Here is a 1,747-nt window from a genome sequence, read left to right as displayed (position 1 = left end):
GGTCGTCGCGGCGGGCCGGCGCGGCCGTCGCGCCGCCCTGCCGCCGGACGATCATCGCGGCGGGCAGGGCGAGGACGAGGACGAGCAGCGCGCCGATCGTCCACAGCGACGACGCCTGCGGCGGACCGGCGTCCAGGAACCGTCCGGCGGCGTAGCCGAGCGCGGCGGCGGGCAGGACGGCGAGGGCGGTCAGCGCGCAGGCGGGCGGCACGAGCTGGCGCAGGGAGGCGCCGCGCGCCCGCATCGTCCCCTGGACCGGTTCGAGCCGCTCGGCGAGCAGCCCGGCGGCGAGCAGCAGCGCCCCGGCGGCGACGGCGGCGAGGCCGCCGAGCGCCAGGCCGAGCACGGCCCTGGCGGTGCGGAGCTGCCCGGCGTAGGCGCGCAGCCGGGCGTCCAGGGCGGTGACGACGGCGCATTCGAAGAAGTCGGTGCGGTTCTTCAGGGCGGCGCGGAACGCCTCCAGGTCGGCGGCCATCGTGGACGCGCGCGCGGTGTCGAGCCGGTCGCGGAGGAGGGGGAAGCGCCAGCTGTAGGTGAGCTGCCGGTCCGGGCCGTGGAGGAGCATCGTGTAGGCGCCGAGGTCGATGAGGCCCGCGCCGACCTCGAAGCGCACGCCCTCGACGCCGCGCGGCTCGGTCCGGGGCCGCAGCAGGAGGCCGCGCGTCGTCCAGTACGGGTCGCGTTCGTTCACCGCTTCGTACAGGCCGGAGACGCGCGCGCGTACTCCACCGGCGAACACCAGGTCCGAGCCCGGGGCGTAGCCATAGGCGGCACCGAACGCCTTGGGGACGGCGATCTCGATCACGCGGCCGTGGTCGTCGTCGCTGTCGTCGGACGGCCGGTTCTCCGGCGGCGCGCCGGCGACGAAGCGGATCCGCTCTCTCGTCCCGAGGTCCCATTTCAGGGTGACGACGAGGGGGGCGGAGGTGCGGGCGCCGCTCACCCGGTCCTCGTCGAGCGCGATCGACGGCTCGGGCGGGCCGGCGACGGCGCGCAGCGAGGGCGGCAGGAGGCCCTGCCAGAGGGCGGACGCCGTGGTGGTCTCCACCCCGGTCGGGATCGAGCGGCCGCCCTCGGCGGCGGAGACCTTGGCCTCGACCCGGACCTCGCCGTCGGCGCCCACGGCGGCGCCCGCGGCGCCGTCGTACCCGGCGGCGATCCGGGACGGGACGGTCACCGCGAGCAGCGCGGTGACCAGCGTCAGCACGGCCAGCGCCGCCAGCGGCGCCCACTGCGTGCGGGCCAGCCGCGTCCAGGGACCGTTCATCCTTCCTCCCCCGCGCGGAGCCCGGCGCCGAGACCGCGGCGGCGCAGCACCCGCAGCACCACCGGGAGCACGAGGCCGAGCGCCGCGCCGACCCCGGCGAGCAGGGCCAGCAGCACGGGCCATTGGACGATGAGGTCGGCGGGCGGGTACGGCGGGGCGGCCTGCACGCCGAGCACGATGTGCGGGATGACGAGCCGCCCGACGACGAGCCCGAGCACCAGCCCGCCGAGCAGGCCGAGCCCGACCAGGAACGCCTGCTCCACCGCGAGCATCCCGGCGACCTGCCGGGGGTGGACGCCGAGCACCCGCAGCACGGCGAACTCGCGGGCCCGCTCGCGGACCGACACCGCCGCGTTCACCACGAACGCGATGACGGCGAAGACCAGCGCGGCGCCGAAGCCGAGGACCAGCGCGCCCTGCAGCGCGGCGCCGAGCGGGGCGTCGCGCAGCCGCCGGCGCAGCGCGGCGCGGTCCCCGGCG

Annotated in this window: 2 protein-coding genes; both read right to left on the bottom strand. The window is 77.8% G+C overall.

All coding sequences use genetic code 11. From position 1 onward, the window contains the following. On the bottom strand, positions 1-1,267 hold a 1,267-nt coding region (locus E1291_RS41275), incomplete at its 3' end, for a hypothetical protein (protein WP_131743454.1). After that, on the bottom strand, positions 1,264-1,747 hold a 484-nt coding region (locus tag E1291_RS41270; protein WP_131743453.1), incomplete at its 5' end, for an FtsX-like permease family protein. The genes E1291_RS41275 and E1291_RS41270, both read right to left, overlap by 4 nt.

Source organism: Actinomadura roseirufa (assembly GCF_900659635.1).
In the GTDB taxonomy this organism is placed as follows: Bacteria; Actinomycetota; Actinomycetes; order Streptosporangiales; family Streptosporangiaceae; genus Spirillospora; species Spirillospora roseirufa.
Note: the sequence above shows the minus strand (reverse complement) of the source record. Positions and strands in the feature narration are given on the sequence as shown.